Here is a 20,525-nt window from a genome sequence, read left to right as displayed (position 1 = left end):
CCTCGCCAGGAAGGCCAACCAACAGCAGGAGCGCAACATATATGAGGAACGCACATGGCTGAGGCCACGCCCGCGCTTGAAATCCGCAACTTGCACAAACGCTACGGACAGCTTGAGGTGCTCAAAGGCATCTCGCTGACCGCCCGCGACGGCGATGTGATCTCGATCCTGGGTTCCTCCGGTTCCGGCAAGTCCACGTTCCTGCGTTGCATCAACCTGTTGGAAAACCCGCATCAGGGCCAGATCCTGGTGGCCGGGGAAGAACTCAAGCTCAAGGCCGCCAAGAATGGCGAACTGGTTGCCGCCGACGGCAAGCAGATCAACCGCCTGCGCTCCGAGATTGGTTTTGTGTTTCAAAACTTTAATCTGTGGCCGCACATGAGCGTGCTCGACAACATCATCGAAGCCCCGCGCCGCGTGCTCGGCCAGAGCAAGGCCGAAGCCATCGAAGTCGCCGAAGCGCTGCTGGCCAAGGTCGGCATCGCCGACAAGCGCCACGCCTATCCGGCGCAACTGTCCGGCGGCCAGCAACAGCGCGCGGCGATTGCCCGCACGCTGGCGATGCAGCCCAAGGTGATCCTGTTCGACGAGCCCACCTCCGCCCTTGACCCGGAAATGGTCCAGGAAGTACTTAATGTCATCCGCGCATTGGCCGAAGAAGGCCGCACCATGCTGCTCGTGACCCACGAGATGGGCTTTGCCCGTCAGGTCTCCAGCGAAGTGGTGTTCCTCCACCAGGGCCTGGTAGAAGAGCAAGGATCGCCACAGCAGGTGTTCGAAAACCCGCTTTCGGCGCGCTGCAAACAATTCATGTCCAGCAACCGCTAACGGAGCTACCCGCATGCAGAACTACAAAAAGGTCTTCCTGGCCGCCGCCGTCACCCTCGCGTTCAGCGCCGGTGCCATGGCCGAGACCCTGAAGATGGGCATCGAAGCGGCTTACCCGCCGTTCAACAACAAAGACGCCAGCGGCAACGTCGTCGGCTTCGACAAAGACATCGGCGACGCCCTGTGCGCCAAGATGAAAGTTGAATGCTCCGTCGTCACTTCGGACTGGGACGGCATCATCCCGGCCCTGAACGCCAAGAAGTTCGACTTCCTGATCTCCTCGATGTCGATCACCGACGAGCGCAAGCAAGCGGTGGACTTCACCGACCCGTACTACTCCAACAAGCTGCAATTCATCGCGCCGAAAAACGTCGACTTCAAAACCGACAAGGCTGCGCTGAAAGGCAAGGTGATCGGCGCCCAGCGTGCGACCCTGGCTGGCACCTTCCTGGAAGACAACTTCGGTGACGACATCACCGTCAAGCTGTACGACACCCAGGAAAACGCCTACCTCGACCTGACTTCCGGTCGTCTGGACGGCATCCTCGCCGACAAATACGTCAACTACGAGTGGCTGAAAAGCGACGCCGGCAAAGCCTATGAATTCAAGGGCGACCCGGTAGAAGAAAGCGACAAGATCGGTATCGCTGTACGTAAAGGCGACCCGATCCGCGAGAAGCTGAACGCCGCGCTGAAGGAAATCGTTGCCGACGGCACCTACAAGAAGATCAACGACAAGTACTTCCCGTTCAGCATCTACTGATCCTGACCTGCCGGATCGGCGCCGTTACATGACGGTGCCGATCCCCGGCCTTGCCTGCCGCGATTTGAAAAGAAATCCATGATTATCGACCTCTACGGATTCGGCCCGGCGCTCTTCGCCGGCGCGCTGATGACCGTCAAACTGGCACTCTCGGCCCTGTGCCTGGGGCTGGTGCTCGGTCTGCTCGGCGCCTTGGCCAAGACTTCCCCGTACAAGCCGTTGCAGTGGCTTGGCGGAACCTATTCGACCCTGGTGCGCGGCGTCCCGGAATTGCTCTGGGTGCTGTTGATCTACTTCGGTACGGTCAACGCCATGCGCGCGCTCGGTGAGCTCCTCGGCAATCCCGAACTGGAACTCAGCGCCTTCGCCGCCGGCGTCATTGCGCTGGGCCTGTGCTTCGGCGCCTACGCCACGGAAGTGTTTCGCGGCGCAATCCTCGCCATTCCCAAAGGCCACCGCGAGGCTGGCGTGGCCCTGGGCCTGTCGAAATGGCGGATCTTCACCAAATTGATCATGCCGCAAATGTGGCGCATCGCCCTGCCCGGCCTGGGCAACCTGTTCATGATCCTGATGAAAGACACCGCGTTGGTGTCGGTCATCGGCCTGGAAGAAATCATGCGTCACGCGCAGATCGGCGTGACCGTGTCCAAGCAGCCATTCACCTTCTATATGGTGGCGGCGCTCATGTACCTGTGCCTGACCGTGCTGGCGATGATCGGCATGCACCTGCTGGAAAAACGCGCCGCACGCGGCTTCGCGAGGAGCGCTCAATGAATTGGGAAGTCATCATCAAGTGGCTGCCGAAGCTGGCCCAAGGCGCGACGCTGACCCTGGAACTGGTGGCCATCGCCGTGATCGCCGGTTTGTTGCTGGCGATTCCGCTGGGCATCGCCCGTTCTTCGAAGCTGTGGTACGTGCGCGCCGTGCCCTACGCCTACATCTTCTTTTTCCGTGGCACGCCGTTGCTGGTTCAGCTGTTCCTGGTCTATTACGGCCTGGCGCAGTTCGACGCGGTGCGAAACAGCTCGATGTGGCCGTACCTGCGCGATCCGTTCTGGTGCGCTACCGCGACCATGACCCTGCACACGGCGGCGTACATCGCCGAGATCCTGCGCGGCGCGATCCAGGCGATTCCGCCGGGCGAGATCGAAGCGGCGCGGGCGCTGGGCATGTCCCGGCCGAAAGCGCTGTTCTACATCATCCTGCCGCGTGCCGCGCGTATCGGCCTGCCAGCCTACAGCAACGAAGTGATCCTGATGCTCAAGGCCAGTGCCCTGGCCAGCACCGTGACCCTGCTGGAACTGACCGGCATGGCGCGCACGATCATTGCCCGCACTTACCTGCCGGTGGAGATTTTCTTCGCCGCTGGCGTGTTCTATCTGGTGATGGCCTACGTGCTGGTTCGCGGTTTCAAACTGCTGGAACGCTGGCTGCGCGTCGATGCGTGCCAGGGGCGCTGATTCTTCCGACGTGCTGACGGGCGAGGCCCTGCTCGCCCGTTTCACGGCACTGGATACATTTCTCACAGCGCATCAGGCGCTGTGGAAGCCCCGCCCGTTCACTCATCTGCAACTGCCATGGGAAGCGTCCTACCCGGAACTAGCCTCGTGGCTACGCGGGCGGTCGCTGGAAGATGCGGAAAACGCCCACAACCAACCTGCCGAACTCCTGAATGCGCCGGAGCCGTTTGCTTCATTGGCGGCGCTGTCGCTTGAGTTGAGTTCGGTCGGTGAATTGCCTGCGCATTCGCTGGAAGCCGCCGGTCATCGCTTGAATGTGGATGTGCCGGGACGCAAATGGCAGCAGATCGAGGCCTTCGCCAGCCGCTTGTCGTTCGCCGCGCAACCGAAGCACTGGCTGGATTGGTGTTCGGGCAAAGGCCATTTAGGTCGGCGTCTGCTCGGCGCTGGGCAGCAACTCACCTGTCTGGAATACGACCCGGCGCTGGTTGCCAGCGGTCAGGCGCTGAGTCAGCGTTATCACTTGCATGCGCTGCATGTCGAGCAGGATGTGCTTGCGGCGAACACCGCTTTATTGCTGGACGCCGAACACACACCTGTCGCCCTGCACGCTTGTGGCGATCTGCATGTACGTCTGATGCAATTGGCCTCCGCCGCTGGCTGCCGACAACTGGCGATCGCACCGTGCTGCTACAACCGGATCAGTCGCACCGAATATCAGGCGTTGTCCTCCGCAGGTTCACGCTCCGCCCTACAGCTCTCGCTGGAAGATCTGTCCCTGCCGATGAGCGAAACCGTCACCGCCGGTGCCCGCGTCCGACGTCAGCGTGACACCTCCATGGCCCGCCGACTGGCCTTTGATCTGTTGCAACGGCAAGTGCGCGGCGTCGACGAATACTTGCCGACGCCGTCCCTGCCGAGCGCCTGGCTGGACAAACCGTTCGCTGATTACTGCCGCGATCTGGCAGCGTTGAAAGAGTTATCCACAGTTGGCGCGCCAGATTGGGTAGCACTGGAAGCCGCCGGTTGGCAGCGATTGGCCGAAGTTCGCAACCTGGAACTGCTGCGTGGACTGTTCCGACGGCCGCTGGAGCTTTGGCTGAATCTGGATCGGGCACTTTTCCTCACCGAACAGGGATACGTCGTACGTCTCGGCACCTTCTGCGAAGCGCCGCTCACACCGCGCAATTTCCTGTTGCTGGCCGAACGCGTTTAATCTTCCACAGCCTGTGGATAACTCTGTTGATGGAATTATCGTGGATCCAATATCCACGGATGTTTGAGGCTATTAACAGCGCTGGTCATTTTTTGTTCATATGAATAAAAAACCGGCAAAACAGGGATTTGCGATTCAAATGAGAACCCGTCCACAAAATCCCCTCTAAGCCCGTCCTCTTCAAAGCCTGTTGTGCATAAGCCCTCGACCAAAAGGACATAACCGCCGAATCGCGGACGCCGGCAACGGGCAATTGCGCCTGCCATCCGCCCTTGCTATACAGACCTGTGCCGTGCAGGTAGCGCGCGCCCGAACAAGAAAAATCTGACCGACAGGAAGCGACCGTGACGTTCATTTCTTACGCACAGAATTTCGAGGACGTTCGCCTTTGGCGCGCCCTGCAGTATTTTGAAAACGGTTTTTATATCGACGTCGGCGCCAATGACCCGATCCACGACTCGGTCACCAAGGCCTTTTATGATCGCGGCTGGCAAGGCATCAACGTCGAGCCAATGCAGAACTACTACGACGCACTCCGCCAGCATCGCCCCCGCGACACCACGCTGCAATGCGTGGCCAGCGACCAGCCGGGCGAACTGACTTTCTACGGCATTGCCGACACCGGCCTGTCCACCGCTGACCCGGTCGTTGCGCAAGAACGCAAAAACCTCGGCATGGACGTGCAAAGCTTCACTGTCAACGCACGCACACTGACCTCGATCTGCGAAGAACACACCGCCGAGCGGCCGATCCACTTCCTGAAAATCGACGTCGAGGGCCACGAAGAAACCGTCCTGCGCGGCATGGACTTCAGCCGCTTCCGCCCCTGGATCATCCTCATCGAAACCCCATGGGAGCGCGACCACACCTGGGAACACCTGGTGACCGACGCCGGCTACACCAACGTCCTGTTCGACGGCCTCAACAGCTTCTTCCTCGCCAACGAACACATCAACCTCAAACCCGCGTTCGACCTGCCACCGTGCAACCTCGACAACTTCCAGCTGTGCAAAGGCCACAACCTCGCCCACCCGGTAAACCCGGCCCTGGAAACCGCCCTGCAACGCGCCGAACAAGCCGAAGCCCAACTGCGCGCCATGCAAAACAGCCGCGCCTGGCGCGCTGTACAAAAACTGCGCAACGTCCTGCGCCGGGCGTGATTCGCAGAGCGCGCAAAAATAGTCTGAATTCAGGGGTTTACAGAAGCACCCGAGTCGCTATAATCGTCGCCCACACGCCGGTATAGCTCAGATGGTAGAGCAACTGACTTGTAATCAGTAGGTCCCGGGTTCGATTCCTGGTGCCGGCACCATACAAAACGAAGCCTCTGCAGAAATGCAGGGGCTTTGTTGTTTCTGGGATTGGTTTTTTCCACCCCAAATGAAAAGCCCCCGACAGCGATCGCTGTCGGGGGCTTTTCTCCAATCTTAAGCAGCCTCAACCGAAAGTAAAATCCGCCGCCCAAGCTGCTGCAATGCACGCTCGACATTCTCAATCTTGGAGTGATGCAGGAAATCGACTAACCGATCTACCTGAGGTCGTTGCACCCCCAAGCGACGTGCAAGTTCAGCCTTGCTGACCCCAGACTCCAAAAGCGTATTCCAGAGCCCAACCTTTGCCGCGGTCAGTGCAGGCAGACGCAACACCGCGTCACTTTCCTGCTCTCCCGCATCACCTGTCGGAATCAACCGGCGATCATCGACGTAAATCGACAATGCCGTTTCCATCGCATCAATGGCGCCGTCGAGTGCTTCCTCGAGGGTGTCGCCAGCGGCGTGCATCTCTGGAATTTCTGCGCAGGACAACCAGACACTGCTCGGCTCCTCGTGGACTTCCAACGCATATTCGAACATCGCGTTTCCTCTCCTCATGGGGTACAAACTCAGCCTCACCCTTGTGGCCTAGCTGCATCGCCGAAACTCGATGTCGCTTATACGCATCACGCGCTATTTCGGCAGAGCGACCGTGCAACATATTTGTTACCCATGCAACATAAGTGTTGCATGTGAGTATGTCGGCCTCCTCGCCACCACCTGGCCACGATTGCGCCCAACCCTCCCCCACGCTACCGTCAAACCCGTCGCTGCCAATTCAGCGACCGGGCCTGATAACCCGAGTAACATGTAGGCGCTTCAGCGCCCCAATCACGTTTGCCGGCGTTTTTTTATGCCTGCGCATTCGTGCAATGGCGGCTGTGCGTGGGAGACCTTCGGGTCTGCCGGTTTCCTACATTTCCGGTTTATCAGCCTGCGTACAGCTGCCACCCATTCGCCTGATAACGAATGCGGCAGCTTCAATGCAATGTAGGAGTCTGAACATGCCAGCTATCGTAAGATCCACAATTTCGCCCCTCGCTACACCGGTCATCCCTGCCAACCTCCCAGACAACAGTAGGTGAAGCCATGACCAATCCTCAAGATCTGAAAACCCTCGGCCTCACCCATTTCTCCTTCCACTCCAACCACGCCCTCTTTCGCACCAACCCCGGCGTCCCGGTGGTCACCGCCCTCTCCCACGCCTCCCATCTGCTGCACATTTCCAAACTGCTCACATCAGATACCTCTGCCGCCAACGATCCGGAACTCCACGCCTGCGCCTCGCAATATTTGCAGGAGTTGAGCAAGGCGCTGGTCGATGACGCGGTCAAAGTGCTGAGTCCGGATCCGTAAATCGTCGCCCATAAAAAAGCCCTCGCATCGCTGCGAGGGCTTTGTGTTACCGCATCAATCAATGCCCAGCGCTCTGCCCACCATCCACGTGCAGAATCTCGCCAGTCACAAAGTTCGCGTTATCGAGGTACACCACCGCCTGCGCGATATCGTCGATTTCGCCCATGTGCCCAACCGGATGCAGCCCACCCAGCGCCGCGTGGGTTTCCTCGCCGTGCATCGGTGTCTTGATGATGCCCGGCGATACCGCGTTCACCCGGATTCCGCGCTTGGCGTATTCGATGGCCAGGGATTTGGTGGCGGCGTTGAGGCCGCCCTTGGTCAGGGAAGCGAGGACCGAGGGCACGCCGTCGATGGCGTGGTCGACCAGGCTGGTGGTGATGTTGACCACGTGGCCCTTGCCCTGTTTTTCCATCTCGGCGATGGCCAGTTGGGTGATGTAGAAGAAGCCATTGAGGTTGACCGACAGCACTGCGGAGTAGTCTTCCGGGGTGTAGGCGGTGAACGGTTTGGCGACGAAGATGCCGGCGTTGTTGACCAGGGTGTCGATGCGGCCGAAGCGGGCCACGCCTTCGCTGATCACGCGTTGAGCGGTGGCCGGGTCGCCAATGTCGCCGGCGATGGTCAGGATTTGCGGGTCGTTCGACGGTTTGATCGAGCGCGAGGTGGCGACGATGTTGTAGCCCAGTTCGCGGAAGGCCTTGACCATGCCTTCGCCCAGACCTTGGGAGGCGCCAGTGATAACGACGGTTTTTTTCGAGTTGCTCATGATGAAATCCTCAATCAATAAGTAAGTGTTGAATCAGGCCGCAGCCAGTTTTTTCAGCATTTGTTCGTAGTACTCGACCGATTGCGAACCGGACACCAGGTGCTTGCCGTTCAGGATCAGCGCGGGCACCGAGTTGATCCCGTGCTGCCGGTAGAACGCCTGCAGTTGCCGCACTTCGCTGGCGAATTCATCGTTGGCCAGCACCTTGCGGGCCCTCGCGGCATCCAGCCCGGCTTCGGTCGCCAGACGGATCAGCGTCGGGTGATCGTTGGGGTTGTCGCCGTCGCGGAAGTAAGCGCGCAGCAGGATCTTTTTCAGCGCGACCTGCCGCCCTTCCTGCGCTGCCCACATCAACAAGCGATGGGCGTCGAAGGTGTTGTGAAAGTGCGTGCGTTTCTCCAGGTCGAACTCGAAACCGATGGCCTTGCCGCGCTCGATCTGCATCTTCTTGCCGGCAGCGACGTCTTCGGCGGTGCGGCCGTATTTGCGCATCAGGTGCTGCACGGCCGGCTCGCCTTCGGCGGGCATGTCCGGGTTGAGTTCGAAGGGCTTGTAGGTCAGCTCCACCGAAACCTCGCCGGCCAGATTGCCGATCGCCTGCTCCAGCGCTGTCGCCCCGAGTGCGCACCAGGGGCACACCACGTCGGAAATGAAATCGATGGTCACGGTCGGGGTCATGACTGGCCCCGTTCCGCCAGTTGTCGGCGGTACTCGGTGGTGGTGATGCCGGCGTAGCCCCAGTTATCGGTGTCGACTTCTTCGATCACGATGTGGGTCAGGTCCGGGCGTTTGTTGAGGACGCGCTCCAGGGTTTCAGTGATTTCGGCGATCACCTGAGCTTTCTGCTCACGGGTAACACCGTCGCGGGTGATGCGTACGCTGACAAATGGCATGACGACTACTCCAGTGACCTGCCCTCGGGATGATGGTCAGGTGTTGGAGCTCAATGTAGGCGTGTGCCGGGAGGGGAAAAAGTAGGGGTGGGGTACTTCATTTGTGATGCGGTGTAATGAATTGATACACCCATGTCGCTACCGTTTACCCATTGAAGTCGTAGGTTGACACATCTGATTCAGTGGCCGAGAATCGGCCCCAAGAGCGCGAAACCGACTGCCATCAGGTGGCGATAGTCGGCGTTAGGAACCCCGTTGATGACCTGAAAATCAGCGTTCGGGTGAGACCTCTTCTCCCCTGCTTGAGGGAGCACAATATCAAGCAACTTTTTCGTGAAGGGCAGCCTGTTAAGGCTGCCCTTTTTGTTTGGGCCATCGGTAACTTTGAAACAGCAGCTCTCCATGCCGATGCTTGTTCAGTCCCTTTTTGTCACAGTTCATGAAGTTCCAGAGTACGTTGCCGTGATCGATATGGATCACGACCAGCATCTGGTATTTCGTGTTGTAGACACCGATGTATGTCAGTCGGAAAGAGTCGTCATCGTAGGAAATCTTCCAGATCTCTAACGGCTTTTTCAGGGTGTCTTGCGCGAAGTCTGTGAAGCGCTCCCGAGCATTCGGGCGTTTTTCCACAATGTGCAACAAGTGCTCGCGCCTCACCAGAACAGGGCAAATGGGTGTCTCAATCACTGTTGAATTGAGGCCGTCATGAAGTCCGAAGCCTTTGGCAACTTGCTCCCATGCAGCCTCCAGACTCTCGGCACCCGGACATTCTCTGATTGCAGAAGTCAGCAACTCGGAATCAATGTCCCGAATGTCCGGTAAACCAAGATCCTTCCAGTTCTTTTGTTCAGGTAACGCCCTGCTCCCAGGCACGCTCATTGGCATCCTCTCGCTAGCTTCGCGGATGCCGGCATTGCCTGGATATCCAATGGCCTCGGACTGAAAATGTCCCGAAATTAACTGCCTGATATTTCAGCCACTTGTGCTGCGGTAATAAATCAGCCCGTTCTTGTCTTTCAATAGGAGGCTTCCGGCATCAACGCTGAACAGCGCGAAATGGCTGTACGAAACTGTCCCAGCCGCTGTAACCCCACCGCACAAAAAAGTGCCCGACTCCTTCGAGTCGGGCACTTTTTTTGATCCCTATCACCCCCACGTCGCCAAAAACCCCGATCCTGTGTCAGCCTCCAGCCATCGGCGGAGACATCGATTCGCTACTAATTGCGCGACAACTATGCTCAGGTACAGGAATATAGCCGGCAAATGGCGCCGTTCAGGCCGTCACGTACACAACAATACCCAGCCCACTTCAGAGGGCATTACCCATGGATAGCAGAACCTTACGCAACCTCATGCGCATCGTGCAGACCGGCTCGTTGTCGGCAGCAGCCGAGCATTCGTGCCTGACCGTGCAGGCCTTGGCCGCACAGTTGAACAAGGTCGAAGAGCAGTTCGGTTTCCGCTTGTTTAGACGATCCAACAAGGGGCTGACGCTGACGCCGCAAGGCACCGAGCTGACGCCCTATATGGACAGAGTGCTGATTGCCACGCGGCAGATGGAAGAGAAAGTCGAAGCGTTGAAGGTGCCGGGACAGCGCACGTTGAAAGTGGCGTTGAACACCACTCTGGCGCCGGATTTCAACCGGCGACTGATCGGGCGCCTGATCGAGGTGTTTCCCGATTACCAGATGGAATTCAGCTACGCCGAGTCGATGGAAAACCTCAGCAAGCTGAAGAACGAGGACTTTGACCTTGCGGTGCTGATCGGCCCGCAGCGTCCGGGTCTGCCGAGCATTGTCCTGCCGGAAGTGCAGGTGCAGGTGGTCGGCGCGCACTGTGGTCAGGAGAACGATCCGCTGACGTTGCTTGGTAACAAGTTTCAGGTGCGTCCCGCAGAAGATTGTCCGTATTCCCACAGCTTTTTGCGTTTTCTCGACGCCGGGCTGGGCAATCACGAGAACAGTCAGCGCACGATTTATTCCTGCAGCGAAACGCTGACCCTGTCGCTCATCACCCAGATGGATGCGGTCGGCATGGTCTCCCGCGAGGCCGCGCAGAAGAACGGCCTGACGATCTTCCCCGGGTTCGAGGATTTCCTCGAAGTGCGCCTGGCGGTGAACAACCCGGATCTGTCCGGCCAGGCGTTGAACGACGTGGTCGATCTGCCGCTACATGAACGAACCGAGCGCAATGTACGCAGCCGTCCCAACCGCCACACTGAGAAAGAGGTTTTTGCTGAAATACGCACATAACAGCGTCGGAATCGCTGCATAAAATTCCGGGCGATCGAGCTGTATGTGCTGATCCTTGATCAACAAGGGTGTCAGGCTGATCGCAGCGACGATCGCCACCGGCAGGTATTCCAGCGCCCGGGCGACGAAGGGCGGCCAGTGCTCGGTGTTGACCTGCAGCGGCAAGGCCCGTGGCAGGAAGGTCACGGCCATCATCAGCGCGACCACCAGGATCAGGAACGTTTGGTCAGGCATACACCCACTCCGCAGCCCACAAACGTGGCGATGAAAACGTTGAACGGCGAACTGCCCACCAGACTCAGTGCGCCCATGCAGACCACTGCAGCCATAGCGGCGATGAGTTTGTTGCGGGTATTGCAGAGCGAGACAAGCACGTAGAGCATCATCGCGGTCAGCGCGTAATCGAGCTGGTATTTGATCAGGTGCGACGCGTACTGCGCGCAGAGGGCGCCGAGCAATCCGCCGATCACCCAGGAGGTGTGGCAGAACAGGTTGAAGCCGATCAGGTAGCGAACGTTCACCGGTGCCCCGGTGCCCAGTTTGACGCTGTGAAAGGCGAACGACTCATCGGTCAGCCCGCCGGCGTAGCACCAGCGTTCCATGCGGCTCAGGCCCAGTGCCCGCAAGGCTTTCGCCATGTAGACCGACATCAGCATGTGCCGCGCGTTGATCAGAAACGTGGTCAGCACGATGGTGGTCAGTGACGCCCCACTGCTGATCAGCGCCAGCGCCGCAAACTGCGAAGCCCCGGCATACACGAACAGACACATGGCCACCGGCAGCCACAGTGGCAGCCCGGCATTGACCGCCATCAGCCCGAACACGAACGACACGGTGAAGTAACCAGCGACCACCGGGCTGGCTTCGGCAAAGGTGCGCGATGGCTGACGGTCGACCATCAGCGGCGCACTGCCGGATGTTTCATTCATAGATCCCTCTCAAATGTCCGCTCGCCGTGAGGTTCGCAAAAACCCTGGGCCGTCCAGAAACGCTTGCCCGCGAGGTTAGCATCATCGACGAACAGGAACATCCGCAGCACTCCGACCCGTTTCATGTCGGCCGACGCCGCTTCCACCAGCCGCTGGCCCACGCCCTGGCTGCGATAGCGCAGGCTGACCGCCAGATGGTTGATCGTGCCACGGCTGCCGAGCATGCCGCCCAGCACCGCGCCGACGATCTCGCCTTCGACGTCGAAGGCGAGATAGGCCGTGGTGGTTTTCTGGATCAACACGCCGCGCAGGCATTTGGCGTCCTGCCATTCACAGAACGACACTTCGTCGAACTGGCGGAAGAAGCGCTCCATGCGCTGCGCGTCCTTGGCCGTCGCGCGCCGCAGCACCACCGGCGTCGAGCATTCGACGCCGTCGATTGGGGTGATCTGATTAGCGAACAATGTCGAAAGCGGTCCCGGGCCGCGAGAAGGAAATCGCCAGGATCTGCCGGTACGCCATGGCATGGGAGTGAGTGTTGCGTGCCGGTGTCACGTAGTGGCGCATATCACGGTCGAGGAAATAGGTGGTGTCGAGGATTTCCTGGTAAGTGGTCGACGCCAGTTGCTGCTCGTGGATGTCGTACAAACGACTCTCCGCACCCTCGACATTGTTGCGGCCCCAGAAGTGCACACCGCTGAACGGATAACCGTCGCAGTGAATCCCTTCCGGAGTGATTTCCAGTTGTTTGCCGGGTTTGATCTCGATACGGATCTGATGGATCTGGCACTGCCAGATTTCATCGTGCAGCTCTTCCGGCAACACGCTTTTGTACACTTCAAAATCGGTGTCGATCAGGCTGCGCATTACCGGCGAGCTGATGACTTCGTCCGAGAAGTCCTGGAAGTGCCGCACAACGCCGCCCACATAGCTGTTGTTGGCCTTGGACTGCACGTACGCGCGATGTTCCAGTTGCTTCAGTTCGCGAGTCTTGGGGTTGTACTCAAAGTCGCTGTAACGACGGTAACGCATGCCGGCTTCGGCCTGACCGTAGTAACTGTCAGGCTCCATGTTTTCCCAACTTTTGGTCAGTCTGACGAAGTCGGCGAAATGACCGTAGAGATTGAAGTCAGCACCCTGCACATTGGCGTACTTGTCGCGCCGTAGCGATTCGCCCACTTCTCTGGTTAAAACGATCATTACCAAATTCTCCGCTGCATTGAGCGGCCTAATCTATTAGGTGGAGAATTTGCGTCCATGAGAAAGAATTTCAGGCATTTAAAGCCCTGTTTGAAACGCGATTTGAAACGGCTTGAAAGTGCATTTCAAATGACAAAAACACGGGTTTTTATGCTGTTTTCGCAAAAAACGTCAAAAAAAAACCCCGAACCAGTCGGGGTTTTTCTGTCGCGTTTTGCGGGTCAACCGATCATCAGAAGATATTGATCGGGTAATCCACGAATACACGCAGTTCGTTGCCGCTGACGTTGTATTCGCTGGATTTCTGCGAAACACGCAGGATCGAGCTGCGCAGCTTGATGCTCAGGTCTTTGGCCGGGCCACTTTGCACGACGTACTTGAACTGGTTGAAGATTTCACGCTCGGTGCCGCCTTCGCTGGTGGACGTGGTGATGTTGTCGCCACGCACGTACGCGAAGTTGTAGCTCAGACCCGGTACGCCGAATGCGCTGAAGTCCAGGCCGTAGCCCAACTGCCAGCTGCGCTCGTCTTCAGCGTTGAAGTCGGACCAGTAGGAGTTGGCCAGGTAGATGGTGTTGCCACCGTCACCCACGCGACCCTGACCTTTCTGATAACCGCCGTAGGCGTAACCCAGGTTGCTGTCGCCGGTGGAGCGCTGGTGCGCCACGGTGAACGAGTGCGGGCCGGTGGCGAAGGTCGCTGCCAGGCTCCAGATCTTGTTGTCGTCGCCGGTCACACCGTTTTCGCGGACGTAGGAGTTGTCCAGCTTGGTGCGGTAACCGTTGAAGTCCAGGGTCAGGGACTGATCCTTGTCGATCGGGAACACGTAGTTGGCGTTCACGTATTGCTTCTTCAGCACGTCTTCGACGTCGGAAGCGTACAGCGCTGCCTTGAACTGTTCGGTGAACTGGTAGCTACCGCCCAACACGTTGATCGATTTCAGACCACCGCTGTCACGGCCTTCAGCGCTCTTGCGCGATTCGGCGGTGAAACGGCCGGCGTTCAGTTCCAGGCCCTTGATCTCTTTGGAAGTGATCAAAGTACCGGTGTAGCTTTCCGGCAGCAGACGCACGTTGTCGTAGCTCAGCACCGGCAGGGCCGGCATCTGGTCACCGTAAGTCAGTACGGTGTTGGAGATACGGAATTTGACGGCTGCGCCACCCTTCGACAGGTCGTCAGCCGCGTTGCCGCTGTCACCCTGTTTGAAGAAGTCGATACCACCGGCACCGCTGCGGCCCTTGCCGCCGTCCAGGCGCAGTGCATACAAACCGAAGGCATCCACACCCACACCCACGGTGCCTTGAGTGAAACCGGACGAGAACGTGCCGATGGCCGCTTGGCCCCATTCGGCTTTGTCCTGGTTGCCATCTTTGTAGTCACGATTGATGTAGGCATTGCGCAGCAGCACTTTGAGACTGCTGTCTTCAACAAAACCCTTGGACTCGGCCTGGTCGTTAGCCATGGCCGAAGTGGCACTCAACATCCCCAGTGCGATCAAACTGATTCGCTTGTTCAACATTTTGTTTTCCTTATTACGGGTTGAAACGCGCTGTGTCGAACGGCTGAAACGGCGCTTATTGCACTCTTTTATTCACCCCGAAACAAAAAGACCCGCTCAAGACAATGTCATGGCGGGCCTGCTCCTGATTTTGAGTCATGGCGGTTAGCCACAGGCGTTGGGCCGAATCGTAGCCGCGCCCTCAACAATGTGTCAATTTCAAGAATCGTCTTTAAATAGGCGAAAAACGTCTAAAAAAAGTAAATTTTGCGGTGGCTTCGTGCACGGAATTGCCCGCAGTCAGGGATTTTGATGCGGGATTACACGCAACCATCGAGGCCACAGACTGGCAGGGTTTCGGTCCCTGCCGCAGGCGTAAACGACTCGTTCAACCATTGGGCGAAGGCTTCTGGTTTGCCCAGCCACGGCCCGATATCAACCAGTGTGAATTGACCGTCCTGTTCCAGTGCAAAAGTTGGAAAGCCCTGCCCTCCAACTTTTGCCAACAAGGCGCGGCTGTTCTTTATATGTTGCCCGGTGTCGACGGACTGCATGGCGTTCGAGAAAGTATCGGCGTCGTACCCCTGCTGCACCGCGTATTCCAACAGCACACTTTCGTCGGCAATTCGGCGCCCCTCGACATAGTGCGCCGTCTGCAAACGCCCCAGCAGTTCCAGGCCACGGCCGTCGATTTTCTCCGCTGCCAGCACAGCGGCAATCGGTGGTGCCGAATCAAACACCGCGGTGTGATCGCGCAACAGGCCTTCGAAATAGGCTTCGCCAAACGGCTGACCGGTGTATTCGGCAATCCGTCGGTCATGGGGCAATACGTAATTGCGCAGTTGCGGCGAAACGCTCTGGCGGTTGGCACCCGTCATCATGCCGCCGGCGTGGGCGATCACCGGCAGCACTTGCTGTGCGGCGTGCACCAGCGGTTTGGCGCCATAGCACCAGCCGCACAACGGGTCGTAAATGTAGTGAAGGGTCATCGAAATGCTCCGGCTGGAAGGTGGGGAATGATGTCGGCACATTAGTCCCTCGGTCGTTGCGGAAAAACGCCGGAATGGCTTTCAGTGTGTTTCGGCAATCGGTCAAATCGAGACCGGCAGCCGCCACTTCCAGATCAGGCAGACAACCTGGTGGGCATTGGCACCTAAAGCTTCTGATATCGCGCCCATAAAAAAAGCGCTGCCATCCCGGCAGCGCTTTTTACAATCCCTGTTTGTTCTTCTTATCCTTCCAACACATCCCAGAGTGCTTCCAGTTCGGCCTCGCTGAACAGGCCAGCGGGGTAACGCTCGATCATCATCCGGCGCGGATCAGGTTCCCTGATCTGACGCGTTCCATTGGATTTCAACCAGTGCGCGACAATCTGGAGCGACTCACTATTTACAGCCATGGGATGCATCGTCCGCTCGCTGATTACGTTCACTTCGGCGTTCATTTCAGCGCTCTCTCCCCGTTCATGAGCGGCTACGTTATCCAAGGTTTATGACAGAACTGTTGAAGTTCTCCCCCCTCCCTAGTGCACCATGAGCGATACAAGAGCTATGCCAATGTCTGGCAATTGTCGACCAGCGGACATAAAGAAACCCGCAGTCCTGACGGGCTGCGGGTTTCTCTTCAAGCGTGGGCAACAAATGACTGCCCGGTCGATTTCCCAATCAACTCAAGCTGTTACATCCGCACTCACTCTTTGTGCGGTGCGGGTTGCTGTTGGGTAAGGCAGTGAATGTTGCCGCCGCCCAGTAACAGTTCGCGCCCCGGCACCATCACCACTTCGTGTTGCGGGAACAGGTTCTGCAGGATCTCCCGGGCCGGGGCGTCCATCGGATCGTCGAAGCTCGGCGCGATGATGCCGCCGTTGACGATCAGGAAGTTCACGTAGGAACCGGCCAGACGCACGCTCGGGTTGCGCTCCTGAGTGCCGTCCACCGGATCCACGCCCGCGCACTCTTCTTCGGTGGCAAACAGCGGCCCCGGAATCGGCATCTTGTGCACCGTGAACGGGCGGCCCTTGGCGTCGGTGCTGCTTTCCAGCACTTTCATCGCGGCCTGGCAGCGCGGGAAGTTCGGATCCTGCGGATCGTCAGTCCAGGCCAGCAGCACTTCGCCCGGACGCACGTAGCAGCAGAAGTTATCCACATGGCCGTCGGTTTCGTCGTTGAACAGGCCATCCGGCAGCCAGATGATCTTGTCCACCGACAGGTTTTCACTGAGCACCGCTTCGATTTCTTCGCGGCCCAGGTGCGGGTTGCGATTGCGGTTGAGCAGGCATTCTTCGGTGGTGATCAACGTGCCTTCGCCGTCGACGTGAATCGAGCCGCCTTCGAGCACGAAGCCTTCGGTGCGATAACGCGGGCTGCGCTCGATTTCGAGGATCTTGCCGCCGACCTGGGAGTCGCGATTCCACGGCGAATACAGGCCACCGTCAAAACCGCCCCAGGCGTTGAAGTCCCAGTTCACGCCGCGCACTTCGCCGCTGTTGTTGATCACGAAGGTCGGACCACTGTCGCGAACCCAGGCGTCATCGCTGGACATCTCGACCACGCGGATATTCGGCACGTCGAGGCGAGCACGGGCGTTTTCGTACTGGCCGGCGGACACCGCCACGGTGACCGGCTCGAAACGTGCGATGGCCTTGGCCACGGCGGCGTGAGCGGCCTGGGCCGGCTTGCCGCCCAGACGCCAGTTGTCCGGACGCTCGGGCCAGATCATCCAGGTCTGGGTTTGCGGTGCCCATTCGGCCGGCATGTAGAAGCCATCGGCGCGTGGTGTGCTTTTCAATGTGGTCATGTCGATCAGACTCCAGGGAACCGTCGAGGGTTTTCAACGCGCCGTACAGGGATGGACGACGGACTATGGCGACTTTATAAACGATAAATATCGGCTTTAGAAGCAAGTAATGAAAAACAATCGGAATTAACCCCTTAAAATACCGATACAAATCGGTATTCGAAGGTTGCGGATCGTTTCAAAGCCCTTCTTCAAGCACCTTCGCCAGCATGTCGACAAAGAAATCCACGCTCTGACGCGAGGTGACCATCGGCGGTTTGATCTTCAGAACGTTCAGGTAATCGCCGGTCGGCTGCATGAAGATCCCCAGCTCGCGCAGGCGATCACACAACAGCGTGGTTTCCTCGGTTGCCGGCTCCAGGGTTTCCCGATTGCGGATCAGCTCGACCCCCAGATAGAACCCCGAACCGTGCACTGCGCCGACCAACGGATATTGATCGATCAGCGCTTCCAGCCGCGCCTTGAAATGAGCGCCGACCACCTGGGCGTTTTCCCAGAGCTTTTCTTCTTCCATGACATCGAGCACCGCCATGCCGATCTGGCAGCTCACCGGACTGCCGCCGGCGGACGAGAAGAAATAGCCCTCGGCCTCCAGCGCCTCGGCGATTTCCCGGCGGGTGATCACCGCGCCCAGCGGCTGGCCGTTGCCCATTCCTTTGGCCATGGTGATGATGTCCGGCACTACGCCTTGCTCTTCGAAACCCCAGAAGAAATGGCCCATACGGCCATAACCGACCTGCACCTCATCGGCGATACACACGCCGCCACGGGCGCGCACCAATTCATAGACCTTTTTCAGGTAACCCGGCGGTAGCGAAATCCCGCCCGCATTGCCGTAGACCGGCTCGCAGATGAACCCGGCCAGTTGGCGTTTCTGCTCATCAATCTTCGCCAGATGATGCTCGACGCTGCGCACGTAATCCGGCGCCGAATCCGCGCCGCGAAACTCGCCGCGATAGGTGTTCGGCGCCGTCACCGCATGCACCCAGTCCGGGCGACTGCTCAGGGCTTGCGGGTTATCGGCAATCGAGGTCGAGACCGCGTCTGCGCCGACCGTCCAGCCGTGATAGGCCTCCAGCACGCTGATCATGTCGCGGCCACCGCTGGCGGCCCACGCCAGGCGGATCGCCAGGTCATTGGCCTCGCTGCCGCTGTTGACCAGGAACACCCGATCCATGCCCTCCGGCGCCAGCTTCAACAAGCGTTCGGAGAACTCGGCGACGGCTGCATAGTTGAATCGCGAGTTGGTATTGAGCAGCGACCACTGGCGGCCCGCGACCGCCGCCATGCGCGGGTGACCGTGGCCGAGCACCGCGACGTTGTTGAGCATGTCGAGGTAGGAGCGGCCCTGCATGTCGATCAGGTGATTGCGCCAGCCGCGCTCGATACGCGGCGGGTCGACGTAATAGTGTTTCTGGGTGCGGGCGAAACTGGCGTCGCGGCGCGCCAGCAGAGTCGCCGCGTCCAGCTCCGGCTCGGCGTCGCAGGCCAGGCCCAGCAGTGCTGCCGGCGAGGGGGACAACGCCTGCCACGCCAACGCGCGTGATGGTGTACAGAACAGCGGCGCTTCCAGCTGTGCGCCGCGAATCAATTGCACGATCAACGGACCGTCCACCGAACCCAGCACCTGACCTTTCACCAGCGCCGCGCCGCCGTGCAACGAAGCTTTCACGCCCCACAGACGCAGGCTCAGTTGCGGGCCGTCGAGTCGCAGTGCGCCGTCGGCCGACAGGTGCAGTACGCCAGCGAACGGCGCCTCCACCGTAGAACCTTTGGGTACATGCAATTCGACGTGCAGCGGGAACGTCTCTGGCTCATCGGCGCTGTCGAGCCGAGTGCGGGACAGACGGTATTGTCCATAGCGACTGGCCGCCAGACCATGGATGGCAGCGGCCTCGCTCAACAGACGCTGATCGATGCCAGGCTGCTCCCAGTTGCCCGCCTCGAAGTGGGCGCTCAACACACCCAGATCGATCAACGCGAATTCGCGCCCGACCAGATCGGGCAACAACGGCGCAAAACCTTCACTGTCGATGGCCGGCAATGTCTGGCCGACCGCCGTAAGAATCGCCGCCTCCATCAAGGCCAGCGGCACCGAGGTGGCGACCCGGAAGATCTCCCATTCATGGGTCAGGTTGTCGCGGCTGTAGGTGTTGCCCGGATCGATACTGACCTGTTGCTCGCCGCTGAGCACCAGCACCGCGGCCCGCGCCACGATCAGCGGCCACAGCGCCAGCAGTTCTTCGTGCTGCAGCGGATTGACCGCGTGATAGGCCTGCACGGCCGGCAGAATCACGAACGGATCGCCGGCGGCGTGATGCAGCAGCGCGGCGCAGGTGACCGACAGATCGGTGATGCGCCAGGTGCGCACCAGGTCGCCGAAATCGATGACGCCCTGCAACTGCCAGTGCCGCCGGGCATCCCGTTGCCAGACCACGTTGTCATCGGTGATGTCCATGTGGATCGCCTGTACCGGCAGCTTTTCCAGCAGCGGCTGCAAACGAAGCCTGGCCTGTTCGGCAGCCTCGGCGATCAGCGTGCGTTGGCGTTCGTCTTCGATGACCGGCAGCAGGTGCTCGATCAGTGAGCTGGCGTGGCGCGCGTCCCACTGCAATGTGCGTTCGAGCCCCGGATGGTCGAACCCGGCCAGGGCCAGATCCATTTCGCCGCAGAGCCGGCCGAACCCGGCAACAACCTCATGGCCAAGATGATCGAGAGCCGTCAGTGGCTGGCCCTCGATGTAATCGAGCAGCCGCACATGCACCGATTCGCCCTCGACGTCCAGGGTCAGCAGGTCTTGGCCGTCCCTGGCCGGGATGACCCGGGGAACGTGGACATCGCAGTGTTCAGCCAGATATTTCAGGCCAGCATGCTGGGCTTGCAGCTCGACCAGCGAATAGTCGCCCCGGCAGATTTTCAGCACGAACCGCCCACGCTCGCTGTCGACCCGGTAATTGAGATCCTGCTGGCTGCCCAAGGCCTGCAACGTGCCGTTCAAGTCGTAATGCTGCGCCAGCAGATGCCGGGCCTGCTCCAGCGAAACCTGAGGGCTGGGCAAACTGGCGCGATGAATCAACGTGGCGAACGACATGGAACGACCCCTGAAATTTTATTAGGCGCCTATATCGCCATTGGTTCGGGCGATAAGCAACCCCCAGACCATCCGTCCCCCGACAGGTTGCGAAGCAGGGGGATTTGCATGCCCCTCTCGCACCCACCGGTACTTTGCGCAAGAATGTCGGCCATTCA

General features: G+C 59.3%; 22 protein-coding genes and 1 tRNA gene. 9 read left to right on the top strand and 14 right to left on the bottom strand.

Annotated features, from left to right (window positions below):
* Positions 1–54 precede the first annotated feature (54 nt).
* The 7 genes from BMZ46_RS12885 (at position 55) to BMZ46_RS12855 (ending at position 5,579) form a co-directional block, all read left to right on the top strand.
* The gene (locus BMZ46_RS12885; RefSeq protein ID WP_007897462.1) at positions 55–828 is read left to right on the top strand and encodes an ABC transporter ATP-binding protein; all 774 of its coding nucleotides are present in this window, start codon (positions 55–57) and stop codon (positions 826–828) included.
* 13 nt (positions 829–841) lie between these two features.
* On the top strand, positions 842–1,591 hold the full coding sequence (locus BMZ46_RS12880; protein ID WP_039764659.1) for an ABC transporter substrate-binding protein: 750 nt from the start codon (positions 842–844) through the stop codon (positions 1,589–1,591).
* Positions 1,592–1,669: 78 nt separating this feature from the next.
* Positions 1,670–2,365 (top strand): ABC transporter permease, encoded by a 696-nt coding sequence (locus BMZ46_RS12875; protein WP_039764658.1) that lies wholly within the window; start codon positions 1,670–1,672, stop codon positions 2,363–2,365.
* A complete protein-coding gene (locus BMZ46_RS12870; RefSeq protein WP_039764656.1) occupies positions 2,362–3,051 on the top strand; it encodes an ABC transporter permease in 690 nt (229 codons plus the stop codon). The genes BMZ46_RS12875 and BMZ46_RS12870 overlap by 4 nt, the downstream gene beginning before the upstream one ends.
* Positions 3,032–4,267, top strand: a complete 1,236-nt coding sequence (locus BMZ46_RS12865; RefSeq protein WP_074689497.1) for a methyltransferase — start codon at positions 3,032–3,034, stop codon at positions 4,265–4,267. The genes BMZ46_RS12870 and BMZ46_RS12865 overlap by 20 nt, the downstream gene beginning before the upstream one ends.
* A gap of 344 nt (positions 4,268–4,611) precedes the next feature.
* A complete protein-coding gene (locus tag BMZ46_RS12860) occupies positions 4,612–5,427 on the top strand; it encodes an FkbM family methyltransferase (RefSeq protein WP_074689495.1) in 816 nt (271 codons plus the stop codon).
* A gap of 76 nt (positions 5,428–5,503) precedes the next feature.
* Positions 5,504–5,579: transfer RNA gene (locus BMZ46_RS12855), tRNA-Thr, on the top strand.
* A gap of 115 nt (positions 5,580–5,694) precedes the next feature.
* On the opposite strand, the gene BMZ46_RS12850 is transcribed toward BMZ46_RS12855, so the two are convergent.
* Positions 5,695–6,120, bottom strand: a complete 426-nt coding sequence (locus BMZ46_RS12850; RefSeq protein ID WP_074689493.1) for a type II toxin-antitoxin system HicB family antitoxin — start codon at positions 6,118–6,120, stop codon at positions 5,695–5,697.
* Positions 6,121–6,669: 549 nt separating this feature from the next.
* Here BMZ46_RS12850 and BMZ46_RS12845 point away from each other — a divergent pair.
* Complete coding sequence (locus BMZ46_RS12845) at positions 6,670–6,936, top strand: DUF3077 domain-containing protein (RefSeq protein ID WP_074689491.1); 267 nt, start codon at positions 6,670–6,672, stop codon at positions 6,934–6,936.
* A 58-nt stretch (positions 6,937–6,994) separates the two neighbouring features.
* On the opposite strand, the gene BMZ46_RS12840 is transcribed toward BMZ46_RS12845, so the two are convergent.
* The 4 genes from BMZ46_RS12840 to BMZ46_RS29330 form a co-directional block, all read right to left on the bottom strand.
* On the bottom strand, positions 6,995–7,705 hold the full coding sequence (locus BMZ46_RS12840) for an SDR family NAD(P)-dependent oxidoreductase (RefSeq protein WP_074689489.1): 711 nt from the start codon (positions 7,703–7,705) through the stop codon (positions 6,995–6,997).
* Between the two features lie 33 nt (positions 7,706–7,738).
* Entirely contained in the window at positions 7,739–8,383 is a 645-nt protein-coding gene (locus tag BMZ46_RS12835) for a DsbA family oxidoreductase (RefSeq protein ID WP_039764640.1), read from the bottom strand.
* Positions 8,380–8,598 carry a tautomerase family protein gene (locus BMZ46_RS12830; RefSeq protein ID WP_007952610.1) on the bottom strand — a complete coding sequence of 73 codons (219 nt, stop codon included), beginning with the start codon at positions 8,596–8,598 and terminating at the stop codon, positions 8,380–8,382. The genes BMZ46_RS12835 and BMZ46_RS12830 overlap by 4 nt, the downstream gene beginning before the upstream one ends.
* A gap of 348 nt (positions 8,599–8,946) precedes the next feature.
* Positions 8,947–9,480 carry a PBECR2 nuclease fold domain-containing protein gene (locus tag BMZ46_RS29330; RefSeq protein WP_039764637.1) on the bottom strand — a complete coding sequence of 178 codons (534 nt, stop codon included), beginning with the start codon at positions 9,478–9,480 and terminating at the stop codon, positions 8,947–8,949.
* Between the two features lie 446 nt (positions 9,481–9,926).
* On the opposite strand from BMZ46_RS29330, the gene BMZ46_RS12820 reads away from it, so the two are divergent.
* Positions 9,927–10,853: a LysR family transcriptional regulator gene (locus BMZ46_RS12820; protein WP_039764636.1), complete on the top strand. Its 927-nt coding sequence runs from the start codon at positions 9,927–9,929 to the stop codon at positions 10,851–10,853.
* Here BMZ46_RS12820 and BMZ46_RS12815 read toward each other — a convergent pair.
* The 9 genes from BMZ46_RS12815 to BMZ46_RS12775 form a co-directional block, all read right to left on the bottom strand.
* Entirely contained in the window at positions 10,770–11,087 is a 318-nt protein-coding gene (locus BMZ46_RS12815) for an AzlD domain-containing protein (protein ID WP_007952614.1), read from the bottom strand. The genes BMZ46_RS12820 and BMZ46_RS12815 overlap by 84 nt on opposite strands.
* Positions 11,066–11,782 carry an AzlC family ABC transporter permease gene (locus tag BMZ46_RS12810; RefSeq protein ID WP_074689485.1) on the bottom strand — a complete coding sequence of 239 codons (717 nt, stop codon included), beginning with the start codon at positions 11,780–11,782 and terminating at the stop codon, positions 11,066–11,068. The genes BMZ46_RS12815 and BMZ46_RS12810 overlap by 22 nt, the downstream gene beginning before the upstream one ends.
* Positions 11,779–12,156 carry a GNAT family N-acetyltransferase gene (locus BMZ46_RS12805; RefSeq protein WP_007952618.1) on the bottom strand — a complete coding sequence of 126 codons (378 nt, stop codon included), beginning with the start codon at positions 12,154–12,156 and terminating at the stop codon, positions 11,779–11,781. The genes BMZ46_RS12810 and BMZ46_RS12805 overlap by 4 nt, the downstream gene beginning before the upstream one ends.
* A 79-nt stretch (positions 12,157–12,235) precedes the next feature.
* Positions 12,236–12,982, bottom strand: coding sequence for a 2OG-Fe dioxygenase family protein (locus tag BMZ46_RS12800; protein WP_011331995.1), 747 nt, complete (start codon positions 12,980–12,982; stop codon positions 12,236–12,238).
* 232 nt (positions 12,983–13,214) lie between these two features.
* Complete coding sequence (locus tag BMZ46_RS12795; RefSeq protein WP_064592776.1) at positions 13,215–14,501, bottom strand: OprD family porin; 1,287 nt, start codon at positions 14,499–14,501, stop codon at positions 13,215–13,217.
* A 299-nt stretch (positions 14,502–14,800) separates the two neighbouring features.
* Entirely contained in the window at positions 14,801–15,469 is a 669-nt protein-coding gene (locus BMZ46_RS12790) for a DsbA family protein (RefSeq protein ID WP_074689483.1), read from the bottom strand.
* 242 nt (positions 15,470–15,711) lie between these two features.
* A complete protein-coding gene (locus BMZ46_RS12785; protein WP_064382769.1) occupies positions 15,712–15,924 on the bottom strand; it encodes a hypothetical protein in 213 nt (70 codons plus the stop codon).
* A 245-nt stretch (positions 15,925–16,169) separates the two neighbouring features.
* The gene (gene aguA / locus BMZ46_RS12780) at positions 16,170–17,276 is read right to left on the bottom strand and encodes an agmatine deiminase (RefSeq protein ID WP_074689481.1); all 1,107 of its coding nucleotides are present in this window, start codon (positions 17,274–17,276) and stop codon (positions 16,170–16,172) included.
* Positions 17,277–17,454: 178 nt separating this feature from the next.
* Entirely contained in the window at positions 17,455–20,367 is a 2,913-nt protein-coding gene (locus tag BMZ46_RS12775) for an aminotransferase (protein ID WP_074689479.1), read from the bottom strand.
* Positions 20,368–20,525 lie beyond the last annotated feature (158 nt).

The sequence above is a fragment of the Pseudomonas sp. NFIX49 genome, assembly GCF_900115915.1.
Lineage (GTDB): Bacteria > Pseudomonadota > Gammaproteobacteria > Pseudomonadales > Pseudomonadaceae > Aquipseudomonas > Aquipseudomonas pharyngis.
This window is presented reverse-complemented; position numbering and strand designations above follow the sequence as displayed.